Annotated in this window: 19 protein-coding genes and 1 riboswitch; of the genes, 13 read left to right on the plus strand and 6 right to left on the minus strand. The window is 53.6% G+C overall.

Annotated elements, in window-relative coordinates:
• The first annotated feature begins 184 nt into the window (after positions 1–184).
• A riboswitch (cobalamin riboswitch) is annotated at positions 185–378 on the plus strand.
• A gap of 213 nt (positions 379–591) precedes the next feature.
• The 7 genes from NST26_RS04095 to NST26_RS04125 all read left to right on the plus strand — a co-directional run bounded on the left by NST26_RS04095 (position 592) and on the right by NST26_RS04125 (position 10424).
• Entirely contained in the window at positions 592–2763 is a 2172-nt protein-coding gene (locus NST26_RS04095) for an S-layer homology domain-containing protein (protein ID WP_340955837.1), read from the plus strand.
• Positions 2764–3217: 454 nt separating this feature from the next.
• Complete coding sequence (locus NST26_RS04100) at positions 3218–4129, plus strand: DUF4430 domain-containing protein (protein WP_340978631.1); 912 nt, start codon at positions 3218–3220, stop codon at positions 4127–4129.
• Positions 4126–5070, plus strand: coding sequence for an energy-coupling factor transporter transmembrane component T (locus tag NST26_RS04105; protein WP_340978632.1), 945 nt, complete (start codon positions 4126–4128; stop codon positions 5068–5070). Before NST26_RS04100 ends, NST26_RS04105 begins: the two co-directional genes overlap by 4 nt.
• Positions 4986–6653, plus strand: coding sequence for an ABC transporter ATP-binding protein (locus NST26_RS04110; protein WP_340978633.1), 1668 nt, complete (start codon positions 4986–4988; stop codon positions 6651–6653). The genes NST26_RS04105 and NST26_RS04110 overlap by 85 nt, the downstream gene beginning before the upstream one ends.
• Positions 6626–7312 (plus strand): ECF transporter S component, encoded by a 687-nt coding sequence (locus NST26_RS04115; protein WP_339312897.1) that lies wholly within the window; start codon positions 6626–6628, stop codon positions 7310–7312. The genes NST26_RS04110 and NST26_RS04115 overlap by 28 nt, the downstream gene beginning before the upstream one ends.
• Positions 7313–7461: 149 nt before the next feature.
• Positions 7462–9171: a methyl-accepting chemotaxis protein gene (locus tag NST26_RS04120; protein WP_340978634.1), complete on the plus strand. Its 1710-nt coding sequence runs from the start codon at positions 7462–7464 to the stop codon at positions 9169–9171.
• Between the two features lie 122 nt (positions 9172–9293).
• The gene (locus NST26_RS04125; RefSeq protein WP_340955824.1) at positions 9294–10424 is read left to right on the plus strand and encodes a TolB family protein; all 1131 of its coding nucleotides are present in this window, start codon (positions 9294–9296) and stop codon (positions 10422–10424) included.
• Between the two features lie 125 nt (positions 10425–10549).
• On the opposite strand, the gene qoxD is transcribed toward NST26_RS04125, so the two are convergent.
• The 4 genes from qoxD to qoxA are packed head-to-tail and all read right to left on the minus strand — an operon-like array spanning position 10550 to position 14448.
• Entirely contained in the window at positions 10550–10843 is a 294-nt protein-coding gene (qoxD, locus tag NST26_RS04130) for a cytochrome aa3 quinol oxidase subunit IV (protein ID WP_036731442.1), read from the minus strand.
• 1 nt (position 10844) lies between these two features.
• Positions 10845–11441 carry a cytochrome aa3 quinol oxidase subunit III gene (gene qoxC, locus NST26_RS04135; RefSeq protein ID WP_036693560.1) on the minus strand — a complete coding sequence of 199 codons (597 nt, stop codon included), beginning with the start codon at positions 11439–11441 and terminating at the stop codon, positions 10845–10847.
• On the minus strand, positions 11438–13387 hold the full coding sequence (qoxB, locus tag NST26_RS04140; protein WP_036731445.1) for a cytochrome aa3 quinol oxidase subunit I: 1950 nt from the start codon (positions 13385–13387) through the stop codon (positions 11438–11440). The genes qoxC and qoxB overlap by 4 nt, the downstream gene beginning before the upstream one ends.
• Before the next feature lie 44 nt (positions 13388–13431).
• A complete protein-coding gene (qoxA, locus tag NST26_RS04145) occupies positions 13432–14448 on the minus strand; it encodes a cytochrome aa3 quinol oxidase subunit II (RefSeq protein ID WP_076078945.1) in 1017 nt (338 codons plus the stop codon).
• 499 nt (positions 14449–14947) lie between these two features.
• Between qoxA and NST26_RS04150 the strand changes: the two genes are divergently transcribed.
• Positions 14948–16102, plus strand: coding sequence for a polysaccharide deacetylase family protein (locus tag NST26_RS04150; protein ID WP_340955820.1), 1155 nt, complete (start codon positions 14948–14950; stop codon positions 16100–16102).
• Positions 16103–16228: 126 nt separating this feature from the next.
• On the opposite strand, the gene NST26_RS04155 is transcribed toward NST26_RS04150, so the two are convergent.
• Positions 16229–16846 (minus strand): TetR/AcrR family transcriptional regulator, encoded by a 618-nt coding sequence (locus NST26_RS04155; RefSeq protein WP_036731451.1) that lies wholly within the window; start codon positions 16844–16846, stop codon positions 16229–16231.
• Positions 16847–17003: 157 nt separating this feature from the next.
• Between NST26_RS04155 and NST26_RS04160 the strand changes: the two genes are divergently transcribed.
• The 5 genes from NST26_RS04160 (at position 17004) to NST26_RS04180 (ending at position 22939) form a co-directional block, all read left to right on the plus strand.
• Positions 17004–18452, plus strand: a complete 1449-nt coding sequence (locus tag NST26_RS04160; RefSeq protein ID WP_235192053.1) for an MFS transporter — start codon at positions 17004–17006, stop codon at positions 18450–18452.
• Positions 18453–18890: 438 nt separating this feature from the next.
• A complete protein-coding gene (locus tag NST26_RS04165) occupies positions 18891–19280 on the plus strand; it encodes a GntR family transcriptional regulator (RefSeq protein WP_209877193.1) in 390 nt (129 codons plus the stop codon).
• Positions 19273–20175: an ABC transporter ATP-binding protein gene (locus NST26_RS04170; protein WP_036731456.1), complete on the plus strand. Its 903-nt coding sequence runs from the start codon at positions 19273–19275 to the stop codon at positions 20173–20175. Before NST26_RS04165 ends, NST26_RS04170 begins: the two co-directional genes overlap by 8 nt.
• Positions 20129–22159, plus strand: coding sequence for a YrzE family protein (locus NST26_RS04175; RefSeq protein WP_340955814.1), 2031 nt, complete (start codon positions 20129–20131; stop codon positions 22157–22159). Before NST26_RS04170 ends, NST26_RS04175 begins: the two co-directional genes overlap by 47 nt.
• A gap of 258 nt (positions 22160–22417) precedes the next feature.
• Complete coding sequence (locus NST26_RS04180) at positions 22418–22939, plus strand: mismatch-specific DNA-glycosylase (RefSeq protein ID WP_339253844.1); 522 nt, start codon at positions 22418–22420, stop codon at positions 22937–22939.
• Positions 22940–23845: 906 nt separating this feature from the next.
• Here NST26_RS04180 and NST26_RS04185 read toward each other — a convergent pair.
• The gene (locus NST26_RS04185; RefSeq protein WP_445323362.1) at positions 23846–24805 is read right to left on the minus strand and encodes an MraY family glycosyltransferase; all 960 of its coding nucleotides are present in this window, start codon (positions 24803–24805) and stop codon (positions 23846–23848) included.
• Positions 24806–24840: the final 35 nt, after the last annotated feature.

The following is a 24840-nucleotide window of genomic DNA, read 5'->3' on the forward strand; positions in this document are numbered from 1 at the left end:
TGCCGGGGAAGCGGGCATGTGCTGTTCAGGATTTTTGTGCAGAATGAGCGGGACTCGAGTGGATGGAATAGAAATAGCTTGTCTATAGACATACAGGGGAATAGTAGATATGATTGTTTCAGAATATTAAAATTTAATAAGCTTTGGGAAAAGGTGCAGATTGCCTCAGAGGCCGTGCGCTGTCGCTAGCAGATGCTGGCAGGGCTATGTCTAATAGAGGAATCTGCTTAAAAGGGAAGCCCGGTGCAAGTCCGGCGCGGTCCCGCCACTGTAAATACGGAGCAACTCCTGAGGAGCCACTGTCCTGCTAACGGGATGGGAAGGCGGGGGAAGCGGTGAAGTATGAGCCAGGAGACCTGCCTTTTTCGTTGTTGTTTCTATTCTTCGGGGGTAAGAATGTGAAAGCAGATGCTGATATTGGCGAGGGCTGTATATGCTGTATTGTATGTAGTGTGGGAGAGTAATCGGCTCCTTCAGCCGCCCTGTATTGTATTCTTCCCCGGCCGCCCTGCACAGGGCGGTCTTTAGGTTGCCGCTCTATCTGCGGAGGAAGCAGGATTCATCCATTCTATTTCAGGAAAGAGGTTAGTTATGAAGAACCATTCTCTATCATCCAGGTTCACACGGCTGGGACTTGCTGTCATTATGCTGTTCGCACTGCTGGGAGCAGCCGTAGCCCCGGCAGGACAAGCTGCTGCTGCACAGGCAGGCGGGACTTCCGCACCCGCGGTATCCGCTCTGCCCGCAAGTGAGGCAGCCAGCGTAACTGCTGCGGTCTATGCCACTGCGGAGTTCATGCTGAAGAACGGAGTCCAGTCGGACTGGCAGGCGATTGGCCTTGCGCAAGCAGGCTACAAGGTTCCTGCCAGCTATCTGAAGGCGCTTGAAGGCAAGGTGGCTGAGGCTAAGGGTGTTTTTGCCAGAGCTACGGACTATGCCCGGATCACGCTCGCCGTTAAGGCACTTGGCGGCGACCCGGCGAATGTGGCAGGCTATAACCTGATTGAGAAGCTCTACAATCACGATGCAATTACCGGCCAGACGCTGAATAATCCGGTCTATGCACTGCTCGCTCTGGATTCCGGCAGCTATACAATCCCGGCAAATGCGAAATGGACACAGTCTAAGCTGCTGGCAGAGATTCTGGCGAAGCAGAACCCGGACGGAGGCTTTACTCTGACCACGGGTGCGAGTGATCCGGATATGACAGCGATGGTGCTGAACGCACTGGCTGGACATAAGCAGGAAGCGGCAGTGAATGCTGCCGGTCAGCGGGCGGCAGCCTGGCTGGCTAAGGCACAGGATAAGAACGGAGGATATGGCGACAGCAGCGAGAGTGTAGCTCAGGCCATCATCGGTCTGTCTGCCTTCGGCATTGATCCGGCGGGAGCAGAGTATACCAAAGGCCAAATCAATCTGGTCAGCAAGCTGCTGAGCTTCAGCGCTACAGGCGGCGGGTTCGCCCACACTGCGGGCGGCAGCTCCAATCCGCTCTCTACAGAGCAGGCACTGGAGGCTTTGGTAGCGTACAAGCTGTTTGGAACAGGCGGTAAGCTCTTTGATTTTAGCGGCACACCAGTGAAGAATCCTCAGGTAAGTGTCTCGGTTACAGTTGAAGGTCCGAATGGAACATTGGCTGAGGGCAGCGTATACGCCGGAAATGTGCTTACGGCACTGGATAAGACAGCAGCAGCCAAGCGCCTGGCTCTGGTCAATGAAGCAGGCAATTATGTGACGGGGATCGGCGGCGTGATTGCGGGTACTTTTGGCGGATATGATGGCTGGATGTATGTAGTCGCACGCGGCGGAGCATGGATCTATCCAAGTGTAGGGATGGGCGACTTCGCGCTGGAGGAGAATGACCGCGTTGTGATCTATTATGGCGGGGACAACACGCAGGTGGTTGATGCCGTAACCGTGACTCCCGGACAGCCGCAGCCTGGACAAGATCTGAAGGTGCAGGTAACCCAGAAGCAATGGGTCTGGAATGAGGCGACCTTCACCTCCGATCCGGTAACCTCACCGGCAGCAGGCGTACAGGTAACCATCGGCGGCAAAACAGCAGTTACAGATGCTGCGGGCGTGGCTGTTGTGGCCGGAGGACTGCCAGCAAATAAATATACCCTGACGGTTACGGGATATCTGAAGGATAAAACCCCGGCCATCGTGCGTCATACGGTCCCGGTAACGGTGGCTTCTGCGGCGGCGGACCGTCCGGCTTTTGGTGATGTGAAGTCGATCTCGCCTTGGGCGCTGGAGTCGGTATACACGGCGTATGACCGCAAGCTGATGAACGGTGTGAGTGAGAACAGCCTGCTGTTTGCACCGAAAAAGAATATTACCCGTGCTGAATTTGCAGCGCTGCTGCTGCGGTTAACCGGGAACGAGCCGTCTGCGGCGTCTTCTGCTGGGGCCTTCAGTGATGTTAAGGCCGGTACATGGTATTATGGAACAGTGAACCGGGCGAAGGAGCTAGGAATCATCAGCGGCGTAAGCGCCAAAACGTTCAACCCGGACGGGCTGGTTACGCGCCAGGATATGGCTGTGATGATGGTTAGAGCTTTTAAGCTGGATGCTACATCAGCCGGAGCAGGAGCAGGGGCTGGTAAATTCAGCGATGAAGATAAGATTAGCGACTATGCATTGTCCGCTGTCCGTACGGTGACGGGACTTGGATATATGAGCGGTACCGGCGGCGCATTCGAGCCTACTGCTGTGGTAACCCGTGAGATGGCTGCTGCTGTAGCGGTTAGATTGCCATAGTTGAGTAAGAGTAGGGGATGGTATAGTTTAGTTGAAATTTCCATTCCGCTGCAGGATGGGTGCTGTACGCTGGGGCGGACAATAAGTGGATAAATGACATCTAATTTGGCAGGATTTGCTGCAAAGCGGGAGTTAGTTGGAAAAACAACACTTATTCACGCCCGAAGCTCCCGTATGATGGGTTGTGGGCAGAATTAGATGCCTGAAATCCAACTAATTTCTATACAGGTGCGTAACAAGAATAATTAAGTGTAGAAAATCTAACTAACGCCCCCGTGCCGATGAGTAGTTGAGGCGTATAGGGTTGTTGAAGCGTTGCAGGCCCATTAGACAGGCGATTTTGCTTGGAATTAGTTCGGATATGTCTTGAAAAGTAAGCATAAGGTGTATGAAGGAACGGGGAACAGGCTGACTGGCCCCCGTTCTTTTCCCTTTTTGTGGAGGTGTGCAGGTAATGTTCTATCTAGTCAAAAGAGGCCGGGGAAGGCTGGCTCCGCTGCTTCTCCTGCTGATGGTATTGCTGCTCCCCGGCTGCTCCTCTGGGCAGCCGGATCAGGCAGGCGGCGGCCCGCAGCCGCCCGCCGGGACCCCGGCCGCGCAGACGCTGCGGCCTGGAGACGAAGCGGCTCCGCTGCCGGGAGCCGCTGAGGGCACTGCCGTACCATCCGCCCCTGCGGAAGGTACGGCAGCTCCGGCGTCGCCAGCCGCAGCGGCGACGCAGCCATCGGCGGGCGCGAGCGAGCCCGCCAAGCCGGCGTCGCCAGGCGCAGCGGCGACGCAGCCTTCGGCGGGCGCGAGCGAGCCCGCTAAGTCCCCGGCGTCGCCAGGCGCAGCGGCGACGCAGCCTTCGGCGGGCGCGAGCGAGCCCGCCAAGCCTGCGTCGCCAGGCGCCGCGGCGACGCAGCCATCGGCGGGCGCAAGCAAGCCCGCCAAGTCCCCGGCGGCCACACCCAAGCCGCCGACCCCCGCGCCCGCTCCGGCGGCTACGGCCAAGCCGCCAGCCGCCACGCCCAAGCCGGACAACGTAGTCACCCTCTCCATCACCGGAGATGAGGAGCATGGCGTGATTCTGGCTGCTGCCCAGTACGAGATCAAGAAGGGCGAGAGTGTGCTGGACCTGCTGAAGCGGATTACACGGGCGCAGAAGATCCAGATGGAATATCAGGGCAGCAAGGCGTTTGCTTACGTGGAAGGTATAGATAATTTGTACGAAGGTGATCACGGGGCAGAGAGCGGCTGGATGTACAAGGTGAATGGAGAATTTCCGTCCAAGGCTGCGGGTAGCTGGAGCGTCGAGCCCGGGGATACCATCGAGTGGCTGTATACGCTTGATCTAGGCAAAGACCTGGGGGCCAAAGCACCATGAGCAGCGGCTTCCGTTCCATGCATCCTGTAGTAGCCCTGCTGTATTATGCAGGGCTGCTGCTGTTCGCCCTGCTGGTCTTCCATCCGTTATTTCTGGCTACAGAGATAGCCGGACTGCTGGCACTGCTGCTGTTGCAGGGCCAAGGGCGGCTGCTGTTGCGCAGCTTGCCTTTTATGCTGCTGATGGCAGCTTCCGTGGCCTTGCTGAACCCGCTGTTCTCGCATAGAGGGGCGCATATTCTGTTCTACTGGCTGGATCAGCCTATTACATTGGAGGCTGTGCTGTACGGGCTGATGATGATGACTATGCTGCTTACTATTTTTATCTGGTTTATATCCTACAATTACACGGTGACTACAGATAAGTTCATGTACCTGTTCGCGGCGGCTGCGCCGAGAACGGCGCTGCTGACGCTGATGGCCATCCGGTTCGTGCCGCTGTTCCAGCGGCGGCTGCGCCAGATTACGCTGATCCAGCGTCTGCGCGGGGTAGATACCGGTACGGGAAGCCTCAAGAAAAGAATGACAGATGGAATGACGCTGCTCAAGGTGCTGCTGACCTGGTCGCTGGAAGAAGCCCTCCAGACTGGAGACTCCATGACAGCGCGTGGTTACGGCAGCACCAAACGTAGCACTTACACGATATACAAGGCCGATTTGCAGGATAAGCTGGTGATGCTGCTGTTAACCGTTAGCGGTGTGGTTACGCTGCTGTTCTGGGTGCAGGGCTACGGCAAGCTGGAGATCTATCCCCGGATGAGACCAGCGGACTTCGGCTGGCAGGAGGCCGTCATGTACGGGAGCTTCTGCCTGTTCGTGCTGATTCCTGCGGGACTGGAAGGAAAGGAGAAATGGTTATGGAGATCCTCAAAGCACAGCAATTATCCTTCCGATACCCTGAAGAAGACAGGGACACGCTCCATGAGCTATCGTTCGTCATAGAAGAGGGGGAATTTGTCGTGCTCTGCGGCCCGTCCGGCAGCGGCAAAACCACCCTGCTGCGTCATCTGAAGCGGGAGCTCACTCCGGTGGGTTCATCCAGCGGAACCTTGACCTACAAAGGGCAGCCTCTGTCCGGGCTTCCGGCAGCGGTGGCCGCCGGGGAGATCGGGATGGTCTTCCAGAACCCGGATGCACAGATCGTGATGGATACGGTCTGGCATGAGCTGGCCTTCTCCATGGAGAACCTGGGGCTGCCGCCTGCTGTCATGCGGACCCGGCTGGCGGAGATTTGCGGCTTGTTCGGGCTGGAGCCGCTGCTCTACCGTCCGGTTCATGAGCTGTCAGGCGGACAAAAGCAGCTCATGAACCTGGCCTCAGTGCTGCTGCTTCAGCCCAAGGTGCTGCTGCTGGATGAGCCAACCTCCCAGCTTGATCCTGTTGCTGCGCGGGAATTCATTATGGCGCTGCAGCGGCTTAACGAGGAAATGGCGGTCACAGTGATCATCAGCGAGCACCGGCTGGAGGAGGTGCTGCCGCTGGCCGATCGGGTGCTGATGCTGGAAGACGGTAAGCTGCTGGCCGATGCCGCCCCCCGCCTGTTCGCCCGGCAGACCGGCAGCGGAGCCTTGACTTCCGCTGGGCGTTACTTGCCAGCCGCCTCACGCCTGTACTTGTCGCTTGCTCCGGAAGCGGATTCCGCTGCGCCGGAGAATATTCCGCTGACCGTGCGTGAGGGCAGACGCTGGATACATTCCCTGATGGCAGGAACGGACGCTGCCGCAGGCGCTGAACTGGTTAATAACTTGAATAGTCCCGCCGCAGCGTCTCTCCTCACCTGCCGCGAAGTAACCTTCCGGTATGAGAAGGAGGGTCGGGAGGTCCTGAGGAAGCTCACGCTGACGCTTAAGCAGGGGGAGCTCCTGGCAGTCATGGGCGGAAACGGTGCGGGCAAGTCCACCCTGCTGCATGTGCTGAACGGGCTGATGAAGCCGCAGCGCGGCAAGATAGAGCTGGCCAAGGGCAAGACTACCGGTCTGCTGGCGCAGAATCCGCTGCTCTATTTCAGCTATGATACGGTGGCTGAGGAACTGCAGCATATGGGGAGCTACGCCGGGTTATCGCCTGAAGCAGCAGCAAGCGAGATTGAGGTTTTGCTTGAGGTATTCCAGCTCCGGGAGGTGCTGCAGAGTCATCCGCATGATCTCAGCGGAGGGCAGCAGCAGCAGACCGCGCTTGCCATGATGCTGCTGATGAAGCCGGATATTCTGCTGCTGGACGAGCCCACCAAGGGACTTGATCCGGCCGCCAAAGACAGGCTGGCCGCCCTGCTTCAGCAATTGCGCGGGCAGGGGATAAGTATCCTTATCGTAACGCATGATGTAGAGTTCGCGGCTAAGCATGCTTCGCGCTGCGCTCTCCTGTTTGACGGGGGGATTACGGCGGAAGGCACACCGGCGGAGTTCTTCAGCAGCAACTACTTCTATACCACGGCAGTCAACCGGATGGTGCGGGACTGGCTGCCGCAGGCATTGACAATAGAGGATGTGATTCGCACATGGCCCGCTTCCGCATACCGCTGCTAATTGCCCTGGGACTCTTCATCGCGGGGCTTGCGCTTACCGCAGCATTCACTGACCGGCATTATGTGCTGCTTAGCGTGGTGCTGCTGCTGGCAGCTCTCCTGCCGCTGTTCATCCGTCTGGAGCGCCGACCGCTCCAGTCCCGTGAACTTGTGCTGCTAGCGGTGTTGTCCGCTATTGCAGCTGTCAGCCGGATTCCTTTTGCCGCATTACCGGGGGTAAAGCCTGTGTCGGCCGTTGTCATCCTCTCCGCTTATGTCTTCGGGGCAGAGGCGGGATTCGTTATCGGAGCAGTCGCTGCGCTGGTCTCCAATATTTACTTCGGGCAAGGGCCCTGGACGCCATGGCAGATGTTCGCCTGGGGGATGACCGGACTTACAGCCGGGTGGCTACGGAGGAGCTGGCTATTGCGCCGGCGGGCCGGGCTGCTGGTTTTTGGCTTCATCTGGGGGTTCCTGTTCGGCTGGATTATGAATATCTGGGTCCTGCTAAGTCTGCCGGATGCCTTTAGCTGGCGGCTGGTTGCCGTTACGTTTGCCGCAAGCTTTTATTTCGATCTGGCCCATGCCTTGTCGAATGTATTCTTCTTAGCGGTGCTGGCCGGAGGCTGGACCAAGGTGCTGCAGAGATTCCGCAAGAAATATGGCTTGCTTCAAGAGTGAATAGAACTATAATTAATGGATAACGCTCTACCAAAACGATAATTTTCTTCTTTTTTCGACAAATTTCTTAGCAGGGCCATCAACAATTCGATGTTATTCTCCGATAAGTAAGGTTACAGCTAGATATCGAGAAGGCGGGATAACAGGAAATGAGACATCTGAAGATTAAGCATAAAATGATTGTACTGATCGCGGTGGTTATCCTGCTGCTGATCGGGATCGGAACAACAGGGATCCTGACGACAACCAGAATGGCTGACAGGTCTGAAGAGACATACAGGCAGAATCTGCAGCCGATTTATTTCGTAACGGAGATCCGCGGGAATAACCGGGCGATTGAGTCTTTTCTGCTGGAGGATCTGATTACAACGGATGACGCGAAGAAGCAGGAGCTGAAGGCGAGAATTCAGGAGAATATCCAGACGAACAATGAGCTGATGGCCGAACTGAGGAAGATTGAATTTAACAATGACAAGATTGCAGCCTATGTGAACGAATATACCCTGCTGCTGCCGGATTACCGCTCACAGCGTGACAATATTATCCATTTGGCCGATAACGATCTTAACGACGAAGGGTATCAGGTGTTCACGGGCCGGACCTTTAACGAGCTGCGTGACAAAATGGTCCGGCTGCTAGAAGAGACAGCGACGTTATTCATTCAGGATGCGTCTGCCCATAATACACGGACGGCTGACAGTGCCAAGAGCTCTGTTACGTTAAGCAGCGTTCTGATTGCGCTGGCCTTGCTGCTCAGTATTGTCCTGAGTGTGATCATCACCAGATTGATTACGAGACCGCTGAAGGAATTGCAGGGGCTGATGAAGCGGGCGGAAGAAGGGGACCTGACGGCCTCTGCCGCTTACCGGTCCAAGGATGAGATCGGCCAGATTAATACATCGTTCAATACCATGCTGGACGGGTTGAAAAATATGATGCGCGGCGTCTCGGAGAGTGCCGAGATTCTCTCGGCCTCCTCCCAGCAGATGAGCGCCAGTGCCGACCAGACCGCGCACGCCTCACAGATGATCGCTGAGACCTCAGGCGAGATCGCAGCCGGATTCGATGTGCAGGCGGAGAGCATTACCCTTACTACACAGTCTGTACGGACGATGTCCTATGAGATTGCCGAAGCCCGGTATAGCGGACAAGAAATGACCCGCCTGATGGAGCAGGCTGCCTCCTCCACGGAACGCGGTGTAGATGCAGTAGAACAGATTCTGGCCCAGATGCGGGAGATTGACTCCAGTGTCTCGGCGAGCCGCCAGATTGTCGGCAACCTGGGTAGCCTGTCCGAAGAGATTAACACCATCATTACAACCATTAATGAGATTGCGACCCAGACCAATCTGTTGTCCCTGAATGCTTCCATCGAAGCCGCCCGGGCAGGCGAGCATGGCCGTGGCTTCGCTGTAGTTGCCGGTGAGATCCGCAAGCTGGCGGAAGCTACCGGAACAAGCTCGCTGCAGATTACAGAGATCATTAACCATATCCGTCAGCAGACCGCCAGTGCTGTAGAATCGATGGAGCAAGGCTCCGGGATTGTCTCTCACGGTGTAGCACAGAGTGAGGTGGTATCCGAAGCCTTTACGGCGATCCAGACCTCCATTCAGGCCGCCAGTGAGCAGACAGAGCAGATTACACAGGTCATCGGCCATGTCGCGCAGGAATCGGAGGAAGTGGCCAGATCCATGTCAACGGTGAATGAAATCTCACGCAAAGGCGCCGCAGACGTTCAGGGCACCAGTGAAGCAAGCCTGGAGCAGCTGACCGCGATGGGAGAGATGTCCTCCTCTGCACAGTATCTGGCTACCCTGGCCGAGGACCTGCAGAAGCATCTGGCCCGGTTCCGGCTGTAACGGCTATAATAGACATCAGCCCGGCCCGATTCGGCCGAGGAACCCTGGAGATTCCCGGGCATCTTCGGCGGAGCCGGGCTTTTGAACGTATTATTATTAATCTCAAGGAGGCGGTCTCTATAATGAACACCCGAACATGGAAGCTGGCGATAGTTCCAGCCTTGTTAATGACACTTGCAGCTTGTAGCTCGAATCAGGCTAGTGCTCCGGCGGTTAGCCCCAGCCCACAGCCAACAGCGGCTCCTGTAGAAGCTTCTGCCCAGCCTACGGAAGGGCCAAAGGTTACACCGGCACCTGCTGAAGCTGCTGGGGTAACGGTAGGGGAAAGTAAACAGTATGAGAAAATAGCAATTTCCGACTGGAAGGACGATAGAACCGTTGTCGTGTCCAAGCAGAACGATAAGCTGGGGCCGATCAGCTCAGGAGAGCTGAAGGGTTCCTATCCGCAGAGCCTGTATTTCTTCCATCCGGATACCGGCGAATACGAAATGATTACAGAGAAGGCGAACATGATGCTGGGGGATGCCAAGCTATCCGCCAATCAGTTATTTCTGCTCTATAGTGAATTCTCCCTGGGTGATCCAGTCTACAATGTAATGGACCTGGGGTCCAAGAAGACGTTCACCATCAAGGGCGATGCCATTGCCGGAGCGATGGGGGCCGAGTGGGCGGATAAGGATACGGTAGTGGGTCCTGCATACAGCGGCGGTGCTTACACAGCGACGGCTACCTCAATGAAGATTGCCCCGGTGGAGGGACTAGGCGGGGAAGGTCTGATTGTTGTAAGACAAATCAAGGATAAGATCTATTACACCAGTAATTCGAAGGACTCACTGCATAGCTTGGACCTGAATACTAAGGTGAAGGCTGACTTGAATATTCCGGGTACCAGCAGCGTAATCCCTTCACCTGACGAAGAACAAATGCTGATCCTGCAATATAAGGAGACTACCCAGTCGCTGCTGCTCAGCGGCACAGACGGTAAGAATCCGCGGACCCTGGTGGAAGGCGCCGAGCTTGGGGCCGTCTCCTGGTCCCCGGATCAGCGGCTGATTGCCTATAGTGTAACTATTGAGGAGAACGGGACAACGAATAATACCTTATATGTCTACGATCTGTCTTCTGACAAGTCCGTCCAGATTGCGGAGAGCAATGGAACGATGACCACCTCATGGAGCCCCTCGGGCAAGCAGCTTGCGTATACAGAGCGGGATGACAGCGGGAGCAGCAGCAGTATAGTCCAGTTAAAGTAGAACAACAACATGATGGCAATCTTTAAAATTCAAAAAAGCGGTCCGCACCGGTAAATTTACCGGATACGGACCGCTTTTATTATAGATTACTAGAAGGAGCATAATGCTCCTCTGCTTCTTACATGCTAAGCATACCAGCCCCATACGAAGATGAACAGGGTGCCGAAGATGGTGACCAGAGCCACGAACATGGCGTATGCGATGTTGATATACAGTTCTTTTTTGGAATCGGCCGATTCTCCGATGTGCATGAACACAAACAGCTGCAAGGAGGCCTGGATCAGCGCTGTAACCAGCAGCACCACCATATTGGCACTGGAGGACAGGTCTCCGTAAATTACAATCAGTGCAGCGGCAGAGAGGACCAGAGAGGCTACATAACCCATCACATGCTTAATAGGGAATAGTTGCTTCATCATGTCACATCAGTCCTTTCAGGTAGACGAAGCTGAAGATAAAGATCCAGACCACGTCTAAGAAGTGCCAGAACAAGGAGAAGATGAACGTTTTGTTGGCGGTAGCGGGAGTAATGCCGCGCTTCCACAGCTGAATCATAATGCCAATTCCCCACAGCAGACCGAAGCTGACGTGAAGACCATGCGTTCCCAGTAGTATGAACAGACTGGAGAGGAAGCCGCTGGTCTGCAGCGTAGCTCCTTCATGTACATAAGTGAAGAACTCGTCGATTTCAATACCGACAAAAGCCAGACCCATCACCAGCGTAATCGCCATGAAGACCATCATGGCTTTCTTGTAGCCGTGCCGCATGGCATGGACAGCCAGACCGATGGTGAAGGAGCTCGACAGCAGGAGGAAGGTCTCCATCAGCACCGGGCCGATCTCGAACAGCTCGCTGCCGCTTGGTCCGCTGGCATAGCGGTTAACCATTACGAAATATACAGTGAACAGCGTAGCGAAGAGAGGGATCTCGGCTCCGAGAAAGACCCAGAAGCCGAAGATCTTGTTACTGTTCTCTTCCGTTGAATATTCGAGCGGCTTGGACGCATCTATTTTCATACAGTCTCACCCCGCATCAGTTTCTTTTCTGTAGCTGCAATCTCTTCTACAGGAATGTAGTAGCCCTGGTCCTTATCGAAGGACATGAAGGCCAGCACAACCAGGATTCCAATCCCCGAGACAATCGCCGGAATCCACATGCTGAAGACCAGGAAGAAGCCGAGGAAGAAGAAGACTACACCCAATATGAACGGCTTGCCGGTGTTGCTAGGCATATGAATCTTGGTGTATTTGGTCTCTGTGTACAGCGGAATATTATCGTGCTTCGCAGACCATAGAGCATCGCGCGTCTCAACCTTAGGCACAATCGCAAAGTTGTAGAGCGGGATCGGGCTGTGTGTAGCCCATTCGAGCGTCCGGCCATCCCAAGGATCGTTGGTTGTATCTCTCGGCATGTAACGGGTACTCCAGTAAATATTGTAGACCAGGATCACGAAGCCGATCGCGAGTCCGACGGCCCCGACGAAGCTCAGCATATTGAGCGGACCAAAGCCTGATTCCTTAGAATAAGTATACAGACGGCGTGTCATTCCCATCAGTCCCAGGAAGAACATTGGGAAGAAGGTTACGTTAAAGGAAATGATGATCCACCAGAAGGCATGCTTGCCCAGCCGTTCGTTCAGGCGGAAGCCGAACACTTTCGGGAACCAATAGTGGAAGCCGGCGATGACGGCGAACACGGCACCCGGAATCAGCACGTAGTGGAAATGCGCCACCAGGAACATCGTGTTGTGATACTGGTAATCGGCGCTGGCCATTGCCAGCATGACGCCCGTTACCCCGCCGATCGTGAAGATCGGGATAAAGGCCAGTGTGTACAGCATCGGGGTCGTGAAGGTAATCCTGCCCTTTCGCAGGGTGAATAGCCAGTTGAATATTTTGACCCCGGTAGGTACTGCTATGGCCATCGTTGTGATTGAGAAGAAGCTGTTGACCATGGCACCTTGACCCATTGTATAGAAATGGTGCGCCCATACAAGGAAGGACAGGAGCGAGATGATCAGCATGCTGAATACCATGGAGGTATAGCCGTACAGGTTCTTCTTCGAGAAGGTGGCGATAATCTCACTATAAATACCGAAGGCCGGAAGAATAACGATATAGACCTCCGGATGTCCCCAGACCCAGAACAGGTTGGCCCAGAGCATATCCATCCCGCCGTTGGCCATCGTGAAGAACTGGGAGCCGAAGAGGCGGTCGAACATCATCATCGCCAGCGCTACGGTAAGAACCGGGAAGGCGAAGACAATGATAACGTTGGTGATAAGTACGGACCAGGTGAACATCGGCATCTTCATCAGCGTCATGCCTGGTGCGCGCATTTTGAGAATCGTTACGATAAAGTTAACCCCGGTGATCAGCGTACCGATACCGGATATTTGCAGGGCCAGAGAGTAATAGTTGTTCCCTACGGTCGGGCTGAATTCAAGACTCGCCAGCGGGAAGTAGGCTGACCAGCCCGCATCCGGCGAGCCGCCGATGACGAAGGAAATGTTCAGCAGCATGGCGCCCATGAAGAAGAGCCAGAAGCTGACCGCGTTCAGCCGCGGGAAGGCAACGTCCCGTGCGCCGATCTGCAGCGGAATGATTACGTTCATCAGACCGATGATAAAAGGCATGGCCATGAAGAGAATCATGATCAGACCATGGGTGGTGAAGACCTCATTGTAATGCTGCGCATCGAGGAATTTCATTTCCGGCGCAGCCGTCTGCAGACGCATCATCATCGCATCTACACCGCCGCGGAACAGCATCAGCAGCGCCGCGAGGATGTACATGATCCCGATTTTTTTGTGGTCAACCGTGGTCAGCCATTCGCGCCACAGATAGCCCCATTTCTTGAAATAGGTAAGCCCTACGAGAATCCCGATGGTTGCCAGTGCAATACTGATCATGGCCCCGTATATCAAGGGTTCGCCGTGAACCTTAAATTTGTCCAAATCCATTAGGGTAGCTCCTTTCAGTGTGTTGCATTAAGCTCTTCAGAGAGCTAGTGTCCTTCATGTGTGCTTTCATCGACAGGGGAGCTTGGCAGCGGCTGATCGACTTCCGGATCAGGCTTGCTGTCGAATTCCGTTCCGCTGGACGGCTCGGGAGACGGATGAATTTCCTTGTTATCCTGATGCTCCGGATTGCCGTTGTCCATATCCATTTCCTTGCCGCCGCCGCTCATATGATCTCCGTGATTTCCCGGAGGAGGGCTGAACTCCAGATGGGTGGAGGAATACGTTTTGCGTCCGAGGTAATCCGTGGCCAGCAGGCCTTTGAATTCTTCCTCCGTCAGCTTAGGTGCAGTTTCCTTCACTTCCTTCACCCAGTCCTCGTAACCTTTGTTACTCAGAACAAGTGCTTCGAATTCCATGTGGGCGAAGCCTTTACCGCTGAAGTTAGCATTCTTTCCGATATAAGAGCCTTCCGTATCAGCGGAGAGATGAAGCGTTGTCAGCATGTCGCTCATGGCGTACTTTTGACCGGCAAGCTGTGGAATCCAAAGACTGGTAATGGTGCCGAATGAGTACATTCTGAATTCTACCGCACGATGCACCGGCATATTCACGTAGTTCACCGTCTCGATCCCTTCCTCAGGGTAGCTGAAATGCCATTTCCAGTTGGAGGAGGAAGCATAGATGACCAGCGGAGTCTGATCTTTATAATCCGCAGCCACATTCTCCACTTCGTTTGTCGTCTTGACGGTTACAACAGACAGGAAGGCTACGATAATGATCGGGATAATAATCCAGATCGCCTCAAGGACTACATTGCCTTCCTCGTGCTTTGGAATGTAACCCTCATTACTCTTCTTCGCACGGTATTTCACCAATACAAAGATGTATAGGATGTAGACAACTGCCAGAACACCAAGCATTACAATAATTGAGAGGATAATGGTGTCAGATAACGTTCTGGCAGACGGCCCCTTCGGGTTCAGAACAGCGATCGAGCTGCATCCCGGCAGGAGAAGGATCAGGCTTAGAAACAGAGCGTATAACGGTCCCTTTTTTTTCATATAGAACTCCTTCCTTCAATACTACTTTTCATTCGCCGTTCATTAACGGAAGTACATTGATCTGTATCTATAGTAAGAACTACTTACCCATAATGCAAAATACATATTTTGTATAAATATATAAAATAGACCTTAAAAATGGCGAACAAGTTAAATATGTGTGATCAAATTGTTACAACTCCCTAAGGGTATGATAAAGATCACTGTAGTGGCGCACTTTAGCTAATTTTAAGGTTGTTCAATTTTTGTTCAAAATTCCGATATTGTTATTAAATTTGTCACAATTATTCTGTGCCAAAAACCGCTGATTTAACCGTGTAACGCCTGCTGTGACAGCATTCGACGAGAATTGCGTGCTTTCTGAAAATAATGGCGAACCCTCATTTATCATTGCATAAGAGTAACAATTTCTTAGCTTGCGGTTACAATCTCTCAAATTACGTTGAAAGTATATATGATAAAGTGATAGACAAATATACATAGATTGGAGACTGCTGCTGTGCGCATCAAGAAAATTCTGCTCTTATTCATGTCTTTATTCCTAATTATGGGGCTTGTGCAGGTCCCGGCTAACGCTAAAGGTAATAGCACTATTCTTAAACTCGGAGTCAACGATAAATTAAGCAAGGTTGAAGCTGTATCCGTAAAAGGCACCTATTATGTACCGCTGCGCGCGCTTGCGGATGAGCTGAAATGGACCCTTACCGGCCTGACGGACGGGATTCACGTAGCCGGCGGGACAGGTTCGCTTACCCTGCTGAGCAAGGACGGAGGTGCGGTACTGAAGGATGGGACTGCCGTGCCTATGAGCACTTTCGTACAGGACGGCAAACTCATGGCTCCGCTGAAGCTCAGCGGTTACCTCGGGTATAGCATTTCCTATGCGGGAGATAAATATTTACTTCGTGTGAAGGACGGCTCGGCGCAGCTTACCGATGCAGCCTTCACCGATAAATATGCTGCCGAGCTGAAGCCGGAGGCTCCGGTAGCTCCAACGAATCCAGCGACTCCGGTTACACCAACTGAGCCGGGCAAGCCGGGCCGGACCGTATACCTGACCTTCGACGATGGCCCGTCAGCCACGACTGGCGACCTGCTGGACATCCTCCGTAAATATGACGTACAGGCAACCTTCTTCATGCTGGGGAACAACATGAATCAGCATCCCGCCCAGGTGAAGCGGACTGCGAAAGAAGGCCATGGCTTAGCGCTGCATGGCGTGACCCACCGCCAGGAGAAGTTCTATGCTTCACCGGCAGCGGCGCTTGCCGAGATGTCGGGGGCCAATGCGACACTGAAGAAGCTGACGGGAGCCAGCACCACCTTGATCCGTACGCCATACGGAAGCAAGCCGTATTTCACCAAGTCCTTCAGGGATAAAGTCCTGACGCAGGGATATCATCTCTGGGACTGGAACGTGGATTCCTATGACTGGAAATACAAACAGAACAGCGACAGAATCTATAACACCGTGATGGATCAGGTGAACAAGCTGAAGGCGTCCAAGACCAATCCGGTCATTCTGATGCATGACCAGAAGGCTACACTCAAGGTGCTGCCGCGTATTCTGGAGAAGCTGAAGAAGGATGGTTATACCTTCAAGCTCATTACGAAGGATATGGAGCCGCTCAATTTCTGGAAGGATAAACGCTGATCCGTAAGGGTTAATAGAGAAGAGCAAGCTGCAGGGTAACCTGCGGGCTTGCTCTTTTTTTGGCGAGAATCTATATGTTGTGGGGTTATTTGGCGTGCAGAGGTATAGAGAAATCACTGGTTCTGTCTACTTGTACAGATATTGCACCAGCATATGAACCAGCTCTGACTTCAGCCGGTCCACGGTGATCCGCTGGGGGGAGAAGGAGATGAAGTCGACAATAGCGCTCACAGACTCAAACACAATGATCGAAGCTGCCTCCGTATCCCCGGTCTTCAGCTCGTCTTGCCCCATCTGGAGATAGGTAAGCGTTTTGAGTCGGCCGGTCTCGTACTGGGCATCCATCAACTGTTTGATGGCCTCATCGCTGTGATACATAATGCTTAGATCCTTATGGTATCCGATAAAAGCCTTATGCGAGAGCAGAAGCGTGTCTATCAGATGCAGGATCAGGTCCGTACGTTCAATCGTATTGAAATTAATTTCTGACATTGAATCATCGATTCTGGCGAGCAGCTCATCCCCGTACATGTGGAGCACCTCAATGAATACGGCTCTTTTATCCACGAAATAGGAGTAGAAGCTCCCGGTCGAGACCCCGGCGGCGGCTGCAATCTCCTTGGTATTCGTCTGATAGAAGCCCTTGTCCGAGAATAGCTTCATCGCGGCCCGGATAATGGCTTCCTTGGTTCGTATACTGCGCTCCTGCTGCGGAGTTCTAATTTTGTCCTCTGTTCCACCCATATCGTAAGATCCCCCTCATAGTACAGATTTTAGTGGAGCGGTTTTGTGCTGTCAATAAAAGTTGAACCAAAGTTCATTTTTTTAATTGACAAATATGAACTTTGGTTCATATAATCTGAAATATGAACTTTATTTCATATTTCAGGAGATGATCAAGATGGGGATTGGAATGCGCAGAGCTTTATCCTTTACGGCGATTGTGCTGGGCTTTTTCATGGCGCTGCTGGATACGACCATTATTAATATTGCCCTGCCGGAGATGACCCGCCAGTTCGGGGGAAGTGTGTCGCAGGTATCCTGGGTGATGAACGGCTATAACCTGGCATTTGCCGTGTTCATCCTGACTGCCTCGCGTCTGGCCGACCAATTCGGACGGAAGAAGGTGTTTCTCATTGGCGTGGGGCTGTTCACACTGAGTTCCCTGCTGGCCGGACTCTCCACTTCCCTTGGCATGCTGATTCTGTTCAGGGTTATTCAAGGCTTGGCGGGAGCCGTTATTGTGCCGGTTACGATTCCGCTGAGCACCACCACCTTTCCCAAAGAAATGCACGGACTGATTATAGGCATATGGGGGGCCGTCTCGGGAGTGGCTGCTGCAAGCGGTCCGGCGCTTGGCGGAATATTGACACAGAAGCTGAGCTGGGAGTGGATTTTTTTTGTGAACGTACCGCTTGGGCTGCTGAGCATAGGGCTGACCGCTATATTCATTCAGGAATCACGGGATGATTCAGCAGGGCGATCCATAGATTACGGCGGAATCCTGGGGATAACGGTAGGGATGTTCTGCATTACATATGCTCTGATTAAAGTGCAGGATTACGGCTGGAGCTCGCGCCCGTTCCTGGGTCTGACGGCTGTGGGGCTGCTCTTTCTGGTGATCTTTTTTCTTACGCAGTATAAGGGGAAAGAACCGATGCTGCCTCTGTCCCTGCTGAAGATCAGAGCCTTCAACAGTAACTCGGTATCGATGATCGTGCTGGGGGCGGCGCTGATGAATATTTCGCTGCTGACCTCCTTTTACCTGACCCGGGTGATGGGGGTATCGGAGCTGAAGGCAGGGCTTGTCCTCTCAACCATGGCCTTAGGCTCCATCGCCAGCTCGGCTGTATCCGGGCCGCTGTCTGCGAAATATGGCAGCAGTCTGTTCGCCGTAGCGGGAATGGTGATGATTGGCGCTGCCACCTATTCCATGAGCGGGCTTGAGGCTGATTCTACGCTGGGTGCGGTGATGCTACGGCTTGCACTGACCGGCTTCGGCGTGGGGCTCTCAATGGCTCCTGTGATGTCATCGGCGATCCGGGTTGTTCCTGAAGACAAGGTCGGCATCGCCTCGGGGGTGACGAATATGGCGAAGGCGCTGGGAAGTGTGCTCGGTGTGGCCATCATCGTCACTGTGCTCCAGCACAATACAACCCGGGAGCTGAGCGCGGCGAATTCCGCAGGCACAGAGGCGGGGGCCGGGGTAATAAGACAACAGCAGGCGGCTGTGGATGCGTTCAGTCAGACCTATAAGTTCGCAGGCTACCTGCTGCTCCCGGGTATAGGCGCTGCCCTGTTCAGCGATGAACGCAGACAGCGGCGGAGCAGCAGTGTCCATGTTCAATAGAATAGTCCCACTAAGCAATCATAACCCCCAACTGTCCAACAGGCAGGGTGGGGGTTATTTGCGTGACATGCTGAAACTCTATAAGACACACTAAAGAATAACAAAAAGCAAAAAGAAGCGGGGGGAGAATTTGGAACTGGAGGAGCGGTAGCGTCCGCCTGAAAGCTTTCCACAGGAAAGCTCGCATCGGAAGCATAGGCTTAGTTTGGATTTCTACCGCGAAGAGCGGTTCGATCAAGAAATCGAAATACAACAGCGGCCGGAAGTCCAAATGTTCACCGCAGCGACGACCAGGCTTTGAATTCTAATCTTAAGTGCGTCTTTTATAGACAAAGTAAAAGTTAATGATTGACATTAATCCTCAACTGTATTAATAATAGTAGTACAGTTAACACAGTTGAACAGCCGGATCATAGATCCGAAGAAAGGAGGACTGTCATGTTCGAACTGGATGTGCGCAGCCGCAAGCCGATCTATGAGCAGCTCACCGACAAGGTCAAAGAGATGATTATGCATGGTATTCTGCGGGCGGATGAACAGCTGCCCTCGGTGAGGACTTTATCCTCGCAGCTCACAGTGAACCCGAATACGATCCAGAAGGCTTACAGGGAGCTGGAGCGGGAAGGGTACATCTATTCACAGCAGGGCAAGGGCAACTTCGTGGCCCCGCTGCAGCAGGGGCAGAATGAGAGCAAACGGGCGGAGCTGAAGGAAGAGCTGCTGCGTCTGATGGCAGAGGCGGTATACCTTGGTTTTACGGAAAGTGAAATGAGTGCGCTGTACCGCCAGGCGCTGGATAAGAGAAGAGAGGAGAACAGCCATGATTGAGATTCGCGGAGTCAGCAAGATTTTTCAGGAGGAAAAGGCTGTTGATAACATCTCGCTGACTGTACATAAAGGCGCTATTTACGGATTGCTGGGATCGAATGGGGCGGGCAAAACAACGCTGCTGAAGACGCTCGCCGGTATTTATCGTCCTGAGGCGGGGAGTGTCAAGCTCGCCGGGCAGCCGGTGTATGAGTCGCCGGAGGTGAAGCGCAGAATGATCTTCATGCCGGATAGTCCGTATTTCTTCGCGCAGGCAACCATTAAGAGTATGGCGGCATTCTACCGCTCTATATATCCGGGCTGGAGCCAGAAAAGGTACGAGGAGCTTGGGACGATGTTCCGGCTCGACACCCGGCGCAAGCTCAGCCGTTTCTCCAAGGGGATGCAACGCCAGGCTGCTGTCTGGCTGGCCCTCAGCTGCAAGCCGGATGTGCTGATCATGGACGAGCCCATCGACGGGCTGGACCCGGTGATGCGCCGGCAGATCAAGAATCTCCTGTTCCAGGAGGTCGCCGAGCGGGAGCTGACGGTGCTGATCTCCTCGCATAACCTGCGGGAGATTGAGGATTTATGCGACCATGTCGGCATTATGCATGAGGGACGGATGCTGGTCGAGAAGGATCTGGATGATCTGAAGGCGGACACGCATAAGATTCAGGTGGCTTTCCGCGACGAACGCCATGCGGCCGCACTGGATGCCAAGCTGCAGATTCTCCACCGGGAGCAGCGGGGAAGTGTCAGCCTGTATATTGTAAAAGGGGACCGGGAGCGGATCAGCCAGGCTTTTCATGTCTACGAGCCTTATGTATTTGATCTGCTGCCGCTGACGCTGGAGGAAATCTTTATTTATGAAATGGGGGATGCCGGTTATGACGCGCAGCCGATTATTCTTTAACAGCAGCATTATCCGCCAGAACCTGCGCCAGCATGGCTGGATTGGAATTTTATATACATTGCTCTTGTTGTTTGTTCTCCCGCTGGAGATGTTCATGGAGAGCAATCCGCTTGCGGAGCCAAATACAGTAGACAATCTGTTCAATATCGGTGGTGCGGATATCGCACCGTTCCTTATCGCTTTTCCGGTTGTGGCCGGATTGTTCCTGTTCCGTTATCTGCAGTCCAAAATGCCTTCGGATCTGTGGCACAGCCTCCCGCTGCGCCGCTCGCACCTGCTGGCTTCCCATACGGTAAGCGGATTGATCCTGCTGCTTGTGCCGGTCTGGCTTACGGCTGCGGTTACAGCTATCGTCCGCCCGCTGGACGGCAATATGTATATCTATCAAGGCGCGGATGTCTGGGAGTGGTGCCTGGTTATCAGTGTGCTGACGCTGTTTCTGTATGTCTTTACTATCTTTGTAGGTATTTGCACAGGACAGACCATTCTGCAGGGAATAGTGGTCTTCATTCTGTTAATTCTTCCAGCAGCACTGCTGCAATTTACCGACATGCACTTGAACAGATATCTGTACGGGTATCCGGAAGGGTCTAGCTTGTGGGGGACCCTGATAAACTGGGCGCCGTTACTGCGTATTATGAATATCTCCTATGAGCCTCTTAGTAATAAAGAGATATGGAGCTATATCCTCTTGTCTGCTGTGTTCATGGTATTGTCATTCGTGCTGTACCGTAAGCGCCACAGCGAAAAAGCCACTCAGGCGATGGCCTTCACCTACTTCAATCCGCTATTCAAAGGCGGTGTAATGCTCTGCAGCATGCTGCTGGCGAGCAGCTACTTCGGTAGCATCAGGCAGCAGCCCGGCTGGATTATCGGCAGCGCCATTGCCGGAGGGGTGATCGGCTATATCGTAGTTGAAATGATTCTCCGCAAAACCTGGCATATTCTGAACCGCAGAATGCCGCTGGAATTCGTGGTGTACGGTGTACTGCTGGGCCTGCTGCTCTATGTTCCCGTGTCCGAATTAACGGGTTATGAGAACCGGGTTCCGCGAAATGATAAAGTAACCGAAGTATTTGCCGGAGGGAATTACGGGGAATTAACCCGGAATCCGCAAGGAATCACTACCCGGGAAGAACGGGAGGATGAGATATTCTCCGCAGACCGGAAATACATCGAGGCTGTAACCGCCTTGCATCATGCTGTCGTAGCTTCGAAGCCGGACCAGCAGCATAATACCCGTCGGTATGATTATCGCGAGAGCAAGCGTTTCACGTTTGCTTACCGGCTGGAGAGCGGGCGGAAGCTGATGCGGACCTACATTATTCCGGCAGCGGGCTTTGAGCCGGAGCTGAAGGCGGTCATGGAGCATGCGGAATACAAACGTGACCGGTATCTTCTGTCCCGGATGGACGAGAACGTAGAGAGCTTCAGGCTAAGCAATTTGAACAAGGTCATAAGTATTTCTGACCCGCAGGATGTACAGGAGTTCAACGAAATTCTGAAACGGGAAATTCTTAATATGTCCTATGAAGATGAGGTCTCTGATCAACGGGCGAGAGCATCCATCAATTTGGTCTACAAGCCGGATTCGACCGATTATCAGCTATTCTATACGTATGAATGGCTTCCTTCCTTCAAGGAGATGACCGCTTGGCTGGAACAGAAGGGCTATGCCGGTAAAATCAAGCTTACCGCAGCAGATGTTTTGTCCGCAGAAATGTTCCGGGATATACACCAGAGTGCAATCCCTCAGGGTTTGATTTACGATCCTGACACCCGTCTGGAGTTGGCCCGCAGCGAGAAGCGGTCAGCGGTGGTTACAGATAAGACTCTGATTGATAGTATTCTGGAGCACCGGCGCGATTTCACCCGCGAAGAGGGCAGATATGTAGTGAAGATCGAGTATAAGGGCGGGACAGTTAATTACATTTCGCTGCATGAGCAAGATGTGGCACCGGCGCTTAAGGCCCTTCTTCCTTAGGTCATTGTCATACTATGTTAATCCTAGTCAGATTTAAGGCCCCCGCTCACGGAAATATTTCCTGTGCGGGGGCTTTGCTCTGCCGCATCCATGACGGCAGAAGAGGTTACAGCTGCTTCCGTTGCAAAATCTATTATTCGGATAGCGGTAGCAAGAGCGTCTGAGTGTCTTAACCTGCCTGCTTGGGTTATGCTTATATTATAGCAAGTAAGGGTTCAAATGGACCTGCCAGCTACGACAGCTAAGGAGGGAAGCCTTATGGAAGAGGTACGGGATCATCTGGATCATGGACTCCAGATTGTCTTCATCGGGTTCAACCCCAGCATCCGCTCCGGCGAGCTGGGTCATCATTATGCCAATCCGCGCAATAACTTCTGGCGCATACTGCATAAGTCCGGGCTGACGCCGCGGTTATACGAGGCCTCCCAGGACGGGGAACTGCTGAAGCTGGGATACGGCTTCACCAACATCGTTGCCCGCCCCACCGTAGGCGCTGAAGATATCACCCGGGAGGAGTACGCCAGGGGCCGTGAACTCCTGCGGGCCAAGCTGGAGGAATACCGCCCGGAGATTGCCTGCTTTGTCGGCAAGGGCGTGTACACAGAATTCAGCCGCAGAACTACAGCCTCATGGGGCTTCCAGGAAGGCATTGCTCCGGTGGTGGACGGAGTCCGCGAGTTCGTCGCCCCTTCCTCCAGCGGCCTGGTCCGCATGCCGATGCCAGAGATCATCGGAATCTACTCGCAGCTGCGTGACTTTACGGAGGAGCAGGAGCCTTAAGGCCGGAGAAGCCCGGCATATGGGTACGTGGGCTCGATGTATGTTAAAAACCGAACACAAAATAGGGACGGATGGGGGTGCGCGGCCCAATGTATGCCAAAAACCGAATACACTGGGCAGTACGGAGGCGCGTGGACCAGATATAGGCGAAAAACCGACCACATTGGGCAGTACGGAGGCGCGTGGACCAGATATAGGCGAAAAACCGACCACATTGGGCGTGACGGAGGCGCGTGGACCAGATATAGGCGAAAAACCGACCACATTGGGCGTGACGGAGGCGCGTGGACCAGATATAGGCGAAAAACCGACCACATTGGGCAGTACGGAGACACGTGGACCAAATATAGGCGAAAAACCGACCACATTGGGCAGTACGGAGGCGCCCGGTCCAAATGTAGGCAAAAAACCGAACACATTGGGCAGTACGGAGGCGCGTGGACCAAATATAGGCGAAAAACCGAACACATTGGGCAGGCGCCAAGGCGCGAGCTTGCGTAGGCAGGGTCTTTATTTCGTATACCGCTTAAACAGCGGAGAGGACGGAACGACCCGCGGAAAAGCGATAGCGTTCGCCTTTGTCTCCGGATTTTTACCGATTAGGGAAATAAATAAAATCTGGAGACAACAGCGATTGTAACAACGGTCCGTTCGTGGAGCGTCCACCCAAGCGTCTACGCTGATCCTGCTCACAAGTAAACGCCCAAGTAACCGTTTCATGTGTAACAACGGTCCGTTCGCGGAGTGTCCACCCAAAGCGCCTACGATGATCCTACTCCAAGTAAAAGGTTCTCCCAAGTAACCAATTCCGTTCACTCAGCGTCCACCCAAACTAAAAAGGCTGCCCCATCAGCCATTTCATGACCTTTGGGAGCAGCCCTTTTCATAATAGCAATAGCAGCCTGCCTACGTCTGGATCAGCAGCAGGATAATGGACGACAGGGAGAGGCAAATGCTGGCCAGATAGAGCACGCCGACCACTTGTCTCTGGTTCAGACCAGCCTTGAGCAGACGGTAATGAACCTGAGTGGCGTCCGCCTGATAGATGGCTTGTCCCTTCAGGAAGCGCCGGATGACGACAAAAATATTGTCGAAGATCGGTACGCCCAGCGCGAGAATCGGAATGAACAACGACAACACCGTTGCCTGCTTGAAGGCGCCGTCCAGCGCAATCACTGCCAGAATGAAGCCGAGGAAGGTGGCGCCGGCATCGCCCATGAAGATTTTGGCCGGAGCCCTGTTGAAGCGCAAGTACGCCAGGGTAACCCCGATCAGCGAAACTGCCATGAAGGCTGAAGTGGATTGGCCCATCGTAAGTGCGACTACGAACAGGGTTACTGCTGAGATCGCTGTAAGTCCGCCGGCCAGACCGTCCATGCCGTCCGAGAAATTAATGACCGTAGTGACGCCGAAGATCCAGATGATCGTCAGCAGGAACTGCAAAATGAACGGCAGTGAGATATAATCACCTGAGAACGGATTAATGAAGCCGGTAAACGCATTGCCGGAAAAGAACACCAGAACGGCGGCGGCAATCTGTACGATGAATTTGGGCAGGGCCGGGAAATCCTTGCCTTTGGTTTTGTACCAGTCATCGATGGTTCCTATAGTCAGCAGAAGCACACCGCCAATGAACAGGGCGAGCGTCTCCAGGGTGAATTCACGTGCGAAGAGCAGATATGTAATGAAAAAACCTACGAATATGGCATAGCTTGCCGTTAGCGGGATGGGTTCCCTATGGATTTTGCGTTCAACATCTTCCCTCGGCCTGTCCACGAAATCCAGCCGGAAAGCGAGCCTGCCCAGAGGAGGAATCAGCAGATAAACGATAAAAAATGACACGAGAAAAGCTAAACCGTATAAAATGACAATCACCCCGTTGATTTTTTTAAGGCCTATCC

The sequence above is a fragment of the Paenibacillus sp. FSL R7-0128 genome, assembly GCF_038002245.1.
Lineage (GTDB): Bacteria > Bacillota > Bacilli > Paenibacillales > Paenibacillaceae > Paenibacillus_AQ > Paenibacillus_AQ silagei.

What these genes read in the sequence shown, in the direction of transcription:
- NST26_RS04095 (WP_340955837.1), top strand. Translation starts at nt 592, where the DNA reads ATGAAGAACCATTCTCTATCATCCAGGTTCACACGGCTGGGACTTGCT.
- NST26_RS04100 (WP_340978631.1), top strand. Translation starts at nt 3,218, where the DNA reads ATGTTCTATCTAGTCAAAAGAGGCCGGGGAAGGCTGGCTCCGCTGCTT.
- NST26_RS04105 (WP_340978632.1), top strand. Translation starts at nt 4,126, where the DNA reads ATGAGCAGCGGCTTCCGTTCCATGCATCCTGTAGTAGCCCTGCTGTAT.
- NST26_RS04110 (WP_340978633.1), top strand. Translation starts at nt 4,986, where the DNA reads ATGGAGATCCTCAAAGCACAGCAATTATCCTTCCGATACCCTGAAGAA.
- NST26_RS04115 (WP_339312897.1), top strand. Translation starts at nt 6,626, where the DNA reads ATGGCCCGCTTCCGCATACCGCTGCTAATTGCCCTGGGACTCTTCATC.
- NST26_RS04120 (WP_340978634.1), top strand. Translation starts at nt 7,462, where the DNA reads ATGAGACATCTGAAGATTAAGCATAAAATGATTGTACTGATCGCGGTG.
- NST26_RS04125 (WP_340955824.1), top strand. Translation starts at nt 9,294, where the DNA reads ATGAACACCCGAACATGGAAGCTGGCGATAGTTCCAGCCTTGTTAATG.
- qoxD (WP_036731442.1), bottom strand. Translation starts at nt 10,843, where the DNA reads ATGATGAAGCAACTATTCCCTATTAAGCATGTGATGGGTTATGTAGCC.
- qoxC (WP_036693560.1), bottom strand. Translation starts at nt 11,441, where the DNA reads ATGAAAATAGATGCGTCCAAGCCGCTCGAATATTCAACGGAAGAGAAC.
- qoxB (WP_036731445.1), bottom strand. Translation starts at nt 13,387, where the DNA reads ATGGATTTGGACAAATTTAAGGTTCACGGCGAACCCTTGATATACGGG.
- qoxA (WP_076078945.1), bottom strand. Translation starts at nt 14,448, where the DNA reads ATGAAAAAAAAGGGACCGTTATACGCTCTGTTTCTAAGCCTGATCCTT.
- NST26_RS04155 (WP_036731451.1), bottom strand. Translation starts at nt 16,846, where the DNA reads ATGGGTGGAACAGAGGACAAAATTAGAACTCCGCAGCAGGAGCGCAGT.
- NST26_RS04160 (WP_235192053.1), top strand. Translation starts at nt 17,004, where the DNA reads ATGGGGATTGGAATGCGCAGAGCTTTATCCTTTACGGCGATTGTGCTG.
- NST26_RS04165 (WP_209877193.1), top strand. Translation starts at nt 18,891, where the DNA reads ATGTTCGAACTGGATGTGCGCAGCCGCAAGCCGATCTATGAGCAGCTC.
- NST26_RS04170 (WP_036731456.1), top strand. Translation starts at nt 19,273, where the DNA reads ATGATTGAGATTCGCGGAGTCAGCAAGATTTTTCAGGAGGAAAAGGCT.
- NST26_RS04175 (WP_340955814.1), top strand. Translation starts at nt 20,129, where the DNA reads ATGAAATGGGGGATGCCGGTTATGACGCGCAGCCGATTATTCTTTAAC.
- NST26_RS04180 (WP_339253844.1), top strand. Translation starts at nt 22,418, where the DNA reads ATGGAAGAGGTACGGGATCATCTGGATCATGGACTCCAGATTGTCTTC.